Genomic DNA, 663 nt, shown 5'->3' with positions numbered 1-663 from the left:
TGGCAGGCCCGCCGCCATCAGCGTCACGCGCCGGCAGGCAGCCGCCGCCTGCTGGTTGAGCAGGCCCAGGGCATCGACGAAGGCGCGCACCTCGCGTCCGAGCGGGACCACGCCCAGGCCGATCTCGTTGCCCACCAGCACCACCGGGCCGGGGCAATGTTCGAGCGCCTCGAAAAAACTGGCACTCTGGGTCGCCCAGGCGGATGCATCATGGAGAGCGTCGCCGGCGGGCCGCAGCGGCATCAGCCAATGCGTGAGCCACAAGGTCAGGCAATCCACGACCAGCAGCGTCTCGGGCCGGCTGCAGCGCAGCAGCGCCCCGGCGAGGTCGCGCGGCTCCTCCAGCAACTCCAGGCCCGGCACGCGGGCGGCGCGCTCGCGCTGGTGCCGCTCGATGCGCGCCTGCATCTCGGCGTCGTGCGCCTGAGCGGTCGCCACCAGCACCGCGCGGTGCGACGGCCGCGCCGCCAGCCACGCGCCGGCGAGCAGCTCGGCCCGGCGCGACTTGCCGCTTTTCTGGCCCCCCAGGATCAGCTCGCTGCGTGCTACCTGCATGTCATCCACCTCCCTGGTGGCCAGCCGCACCGAACAGCTGCGCCACCACCGCCGGCGCCGACGGGAACCAGGGCTGGAAGAAGCTGGCGCGGATGCTGCCGTGGCGGT

The 663-nt window shown here is 73.3% G+C and carries 1 protein-coding gene; it reads right to left on the bottom strand.

Annotated elements, in window-relative coordinates; genetic code table 11:
- Positions 1-555, bottom strand: a 555-nt coding sequence (locus A612_RS13470) for a bifunctional adenosylcobinamide kinase/adenosylcobinamide-phosphate guanylyltransferase (protein ID WP_019374986.1), incomplete at its 3' end; no start/stop codon positions are given.
- Positions 556-663 lie beyond the last annotated feature (108 nt).

The organism is Melaminivora alkalimesophila, assembly GCF_000282995.1.
Lineage (GTDB): Bacteria > Pseudomonadota > Gammaproteobacteria > Burkholderiales > Burkholderiaceae_C > Melaminivora > Melaminivora alkalimesophila.
The sequence above is the reverse complement of the archived record's forward strand: the minus strand, read 5'-3'. Positions and strand labels throughout refer to the sequence as shown.